This is a genomic window from Nocardia carnea (genome assembly GCF_029869215.1).
In the GTDB taxonomy this organism is placed as follows: domain Bacteria; phylum Actinomycetota; class Actinomycetes; order Mycobacteriales; family Mycobacteriaceae; genus Nocardia; species Nocardia carnea_B.
The window spans coordinates 1-4,804 of the sequence record NZ_JARWPM010000005.1 but is presented as its reverse complement, the minus strand read 5'-3'; the positions used below and the strand labels follow the sequence as shown (position 1 = coordinate 4,804).

The 4,804-nt window shown below is 68.3% G+C and carries 6 protein-coding genes; 1 reads left to right on the top strand and 5 read right to left on the bottom strand.

Translation table 11 applies throughout. The annotated features are described in order from the left end of the window. Positions 1–100: 100 nt before the first annotated feature. Positions 101–568, bottom strand: a complete 468-nt coding sequence (locus tag QH276_RS00080; protein ID WP_280401400.1) for a VOC family protein — start codon at positions 566–568, stop codon at positions 101–103. 111 nt (positions 569–679) lie between these two features. On the opposite strand from QH276_RS00080, the gene QH276_RS00075 reads away from it, so the two are divergent. Next, positions 680–1,678, top strand: a complete 999-nt coding sequence (locus tag QH276_RS00075) for a helix-turn-helix transcriptional regulator (protein WP_280401399.1) — start codon at positions 680–682, stop codon at positions 1,676–1,678. A 369-nt stretch (positions 1,679–2,047) separates the two neighbouring features. Here the strand turns inward: QH276_RS00075 and QH276_RS00070 are convergent, their stop codons facing one another. From QH276_RS00070 to QH276_RS00055, 4 genes are all read right to left on the bottom strand, one after another. After that, positions 2,048–2,365, bottom strand: a complete 318-nt coding sequence (locus tag QH276_RS00070) for a DUF222 domain-containing protein (RefSeq protein ID WP_280401398.1) — start codon at positions 2,363–2,365, stop codon at positions 2,048–2,050. A gap of 301 nt (positions 2,366–2,666) precedes the next feature. Continuing rightward, positions 2,667–2,846 carry a hypothetical protein gene (locus QH276_RS00065; protein ID WP_280401397.1) on the bottom strand — a complete coding sequence of 60 codons (180 nt, stop codon included), beginning with the start codon at positions 2,844–2,846 and terminating at the stop codon, positions 2,667–2,669. Between the two features lie 119 nt (positions 2,847–2,965). Continuing rightward, a complete protein-coding gene (locus QH276_RS00060) occupies positions 2,966–3,181 on the bottom strand; it encodes a hypothetical protein (protein ID WP_280401396.1) in 216 nt (71 codons plus the stop codon). Positions 3,182–3,186: 5 nt separating this feature from the next. Next, the gene (locus QH276_RS00055; protein ID WP_280401395.1) at positions 3,187–4,395 is read right to left on the bottom strand and encodes a YncE family protein; all 1,209 of its coding nucleotides are present in this window, start codon (positions 4,393–4,395) and stop codon (positions 3,187–3,189) included. Between the last annotated feature and the right edge of the window lie 409 nt (positions 4,396–4,804).

Here is a 4,804-nt window from a genome sequence, read left to right as displayed (position 1 = left end):
TGGGCGAGTGCGCTTGGGGGGGCTCGTGTTATGTTCGAATCGCCTCGCCGGCGGGGGGGGGGGGGGCTCCGCCCGCACCCCGGCGGAGTGCGGGCGGGCGTCAGGCCTGGGCGTACTCGGCCGCGACGTCGAGGACCCAGGTGATACCGAAGCGATCGGTCAGCATCCCGAAGGCGGGCGCCCACTGGGCCGGGCCGTATTCCTCGATGACGATGGCGCCGTCGGCGAGGCGTTTCCACAGCGCGCCGACCTCTTCGACGGTCTCGCCGCGGACGGAGAGGAAGAACGGCTCCTCGGTGAGGGTGGTGCCGTTCTCGCGGCGGGTGGTGGGCGCACCCTGGGCCTCCGGAGCTTCTGCGCCGGGCACGTCGTAGGCCATAACCCGGAAGCCGTTGTCGGCGACGACCTGGCCGAACGCGACCTTGGGGGCGTCGGGCAGCTCGGCGGGCATCCCGAAATCCCGGTAGGTGACGATGGTGGCCTGCCCACCGAACACCGACCGATAGAACTCCAGGGCCGCGCCGGCCTGACCGTGGAAGTTCAAGTGGGCAACAGCGTTTACCGACATCGTGATCCGTCCTTCGGAAGTGGTTTCCGCGCCGGGGTTCCCCGGCGGCGAAAGCCACCCTGCCACCGGTACAGGACAGGGAACGTCCGCTACTTCTGGCAGTCTGAACATATGCCGACCGCCTCATCGACGGGAACCTCCCGCCGCCTGCTCTCGCTGCTGTCTCTGCTGCAGGTCCGCCGGGACTGGCCGGGCGGGCTGCTCGCCCAGCGGCTGGGTGTCAGTGAACGCACGGTGCGCCGCGACGTCGATCGCCTGCGCGAACTGGGCTACCCCGTCACGGCGGTCAAGGGACCCGACGGTGGCTACCGGCTCGGAGCCGGCAGCGAACTACCGCCACTGCTGTTCGACGACGAACAAGCGGTCGCGCTGACCGTAGCCTTGCGCAATGCCGCCGGGACGGGCGCCGGTATCGCAGAGGCCGCCGCGCGGGCCCTCGCGACCGTACGCCAGGTGCTGCCGTCCCGGCTGCGGCAGCGCGTCGATGCCTTCGAGATCACCGCGGTCGAGCCGGCCGGACGCGATTCCCAGGCCGATACCCAGGTCCTGCTCGCCCTGAGCGCCGCAATCCGATCCCGGGAGGAAGTGCGGTTCGACTATCGGTCGCCGGCGCAGCAGGCCGGCACCGCCGCGCCGCCACCACGCCGGATACAGCCCCACCACCTCGTGGCCCGGAGTGGCCGCTGGTATCTCATCGGATGGGCACCCGACCGTGCGGACTGGCGGGTCTACCGTGCCGACCGGATGACGCTCCGGGTCCCCAACGGCCCCCGCTTCACACGCCGGCAGCTACCGGGTGACGATATCGCCGCGTTCCTCGCCGCCCGGTTCAAAGGCTCCGACAGTGCGAACACCTGGCCGTGCCGCGGCGAGGTGATCCTCGACCTCCCCATCACGCAGGTGGAGCCGTTCGCCGGCGACGGTGTCGCCGAGGAACTCGGTCCGACGCGAACGAGACTGCACACCGGTTCCTGGTCTTGGGCCGCACTCGCCTCGACACTGGCGCGCTTCGACACCGAGATAGAGGTCGTCGGTCCGCAGCAACTCCGGGATGCATTCACCTATCTCGCCGGTCGTGCGGGACGCGCAGGAGACCCGGCACAGCGCTAGCCGAGGTGTTCCGCACCTGACATTTCGCGCACGGTGGTACCGGCCGAGCGCACGGCACTTCCTGGTCCCGCATGATGCGCGAGGTCAACTCGGATAACCACAGCGGGGGGCACGCGCTGAACACCGCGCCTCGGCTCCGCCCAAGGCGAAACCCGCTTCGACCACAAGTCGACCAGCGCAGGCCCCAGGACATCCGCGTTCACCTCTTCGATGTGCCCGCCGAGGGCACAGCATTCGCGGTGCGGCCGAATTCGGCTCGCCGTAACCGCCCCGGATTCCCTGCCGCCGCAGGCGAATCGGCCGGGCTGCGCGGTGAGCGGCGCGTAATTCCGGCCCCCGGTGTCGCCCTGCTACGACCCTGCCTCGGCCTCAGCTCGCCGCCGCCAATGCCCGCCACGGTTTTCTGGAACGTGATCGGGCCCGGGGTGCGGCGCATTCGATTCGCCGGCGCGCCTCGGTGGTACTTATCCGCAGCAGGTCACTCAACAGCTCCGCGGTGTCCCGGTAACCGGTATCGGCAGCGAGGCCACGGCGTTCGGCCTCGGCGACCGCGGCGACCATCGCGGCACCCAGCCGCCGCCGCTGACGCTCTGTTTCGACGAGAGTGCGCAGCAAATCGACATCGGCCAGGTCCGACCATCTCCGTGCGGGCGCCTGCGGTGCCAGTGCAGTCGAATGTGTGTTCACCCTGCGGAGCCTACCCCATCTTAGAACGTATGTTCGAGAGATGTGCCTGGCCGTTTCGGCTGTGTCCGGGCAGCCGCACCGCTCGAGTTCGGCGCCGTTGCATGGCGGCATCGGCCGCCTCCGACCGGTCCGGATCGGCCCCCATGATCGGCGATCACGGCGCTGTCGGACCCGACGGCCGAGCGAGTCGCCCCCAGACCGGCAGTACGGAGATCGACACTCCGGTATCGGCGCGGCGCCACCAGCGCATCGTTGCGCGTCGCCCCGGCGAGCGGGGCGGCGGGTATCGGCGTGCACGACGTCAGCGCGAATAGTCCCGGAAGGTCATCACGCCGCCCACCAGGAAGACCATGATCGCGAGGATATAGACGGTGACGCGGAACCACGTCGGGCCGTAGTAGCTGACCGCCATCGCCGCACCGAGCGCCGCGAGAATCAACACCACCCCGTAGAACGGTGTGCGCTGCTCTCTGTCAACCATTCCTCCAGTGTCCGCCGATGCCACGCGGGTCGCAATGCCGGGCCGGAACATGCGAACGGCCCGGCTGCCGTTCCGGTGGGAGCCGGAGGGACAGCCGGGCCGGGTAGCAACTGCCGAGGTCAGGCAGCGGACATCGCCGACAGGATCTGGGCGAGCTGCTGTATTGGCTGGGCCTCGCCGGCCGATGAGCCCGGCGCGATCGACAGGCCGATCGCATCGGCGGACGGTGCGGTCACCTCGGTTGCCGGTTGCAGCGGCAGGACGGTGCCAGCACTCGCTTGCGCCGCACCGGCGACAGTGCCGATCGCAATCACCGCGACGGCGATGCCGCCCACTTCGGCTAACGCATGACCCCGGTGTGCCCGGTGGAGTAGCGGCCCGGTTGCGGCCAGACGGTGAGACCGTGCGGGCCCTGGCCGACCGGAATCCGGGCCAGCAGTTTCCATTCGGCGATATCGATCACGTAGACCTCGCCGTGCTTGCGCCCGGAGACCCAGAATGTCCGGCCGTCGGCGGACAGATTGCCCATATCGGGGCTGCCGCCGCCGGGCAGGAACCATTTGTGCACCAGACCACCGGCCGCGAAATCCCAGACCGAGATACTGCCTTCGTCCCGGTTCGTGATGAGCAGCTGTTTCGAATCGCGGGTCACGTACAGGCCGTGGGTGCCGGCGCCGGTCGGGATGAACCCGGTGTTGCCGAAGGTCAGCGCGTCGAAGGTGTAGAGACCGCCGGCGTGCATATCGGCGACGAAGAAGGTGCGGCCGTCCGGGGACAATTTGACGTCCTGCGGCATACCGGACGGTGCGTGGGGCAGATCGATGATCCGTACCAGGGCGCGGGCGGCGATATCGATCACTGCCATTCGCCCGGCGAATTCACAACTGGCCAGGGCGAACCGGCCGTCGGCGGTGAAGTCCATATGGTCGACTCCGGCGCAGTCCGGGACTGCCACGGCATGTTTCTTCTCCCAGGTACGGGGGTCGTAGAAATCGAGCGATTTATCCGCTTCGGCGACGACCAGAGCGTATTTGCCGTCCGGGGTGTAGTACATGTTGTACGGATCTCGCACCGGGAAGCTCGCGCCGGGTTTACCGGTCCGCGGATCGATCGGCAGCAGGCTGCCACCGCCGATCGGCAGATCGTTGGTGACGTACAGGGTTTGCAAATCGTAGGACGGGACGACGTGCTGCGGTTCCACGCCCCCGGCCGGGAAGGTATCGATCACCTGGAAGGTCGCGGGGTCGATCACCGAGACATCGTGCGATTGACTGTTCGGCACATACACCAGTTCGCGATGACCGGCGACCGCCGGACTCAACTCCCGGTTGGCGGCGTAGATATCGTCGGGCCGCGGTGGCGGCGGCATTCCCGGCAGCAGGTTCGCCATATGCTCCGGCGGGGGTGCGACCGGGGACGGAGTCCGGCTTCCGGTGGAGCCGTCCGTGGATACGGCCTCCCCGGATGAACAGCCGGCCACCGCGACGAAAACGGCAGCTGCCGCGGCGAGCCGGACCGAATGGTCGCGCCGCAGGGTGGTCACTGACACCGATGTCCTTTCGTCCTGCCGAACGCATACCGCTACGGCCGGGGTCGGGCGGACAGCCGGAGACGCACTGAGCCACAAACCCTTAGGGCATATCGGTGGTTACGCTCGAGCGCAATGGGGAACGACAGTTCGTGCACAATTTCCGCATCCGGAAGAGTAGTGCAACGGGCACAAATCGCCCAAACAGCAATTGATCGGCAATCATCCGCGTATCAATCGCTATCGGCTCGGCGCAGAGTTCCGGGGCCGACATCGCGGACCCCGGGGGGGGGATGTTATGGCCCACCGGATGGGTGTGCACGCCGAGGAGGTGCGGCGCGGCCATGCGGTGGCCACGGTGCCCGTCGAGGGCAACGGTAACCATTTCGGTGTCATGTACGCAGGGGTGCTGTTCACCGTCGGCGAGATC

What these genes read in the sequence shown, in the direction of transcription:
- QH276_RS00080 (WP_280401400.1), bottom strand. Translation starts at nt 568, where the DNA reads ATGTCGGTAAACGCTGTTGCCCACTTGAACTTCCACGGTCAGGCCGGC.
- QH276_RS00075 (WP_280401399.1), top strand. Translation starts at nt 680, where the DNA reads ATGCCGACCGCCTCATCGACGGGAACCTCCCGCCGCCTGCTCTCGCTG.
- QH276_RS00065 (WP_280401397.1), bottom strand. Translation starts at nt 2,846, where the DNA reads ATGGTTGACAGAGAGCAGCGCACACCGTTCTACGGGGTGGTGTTGATT.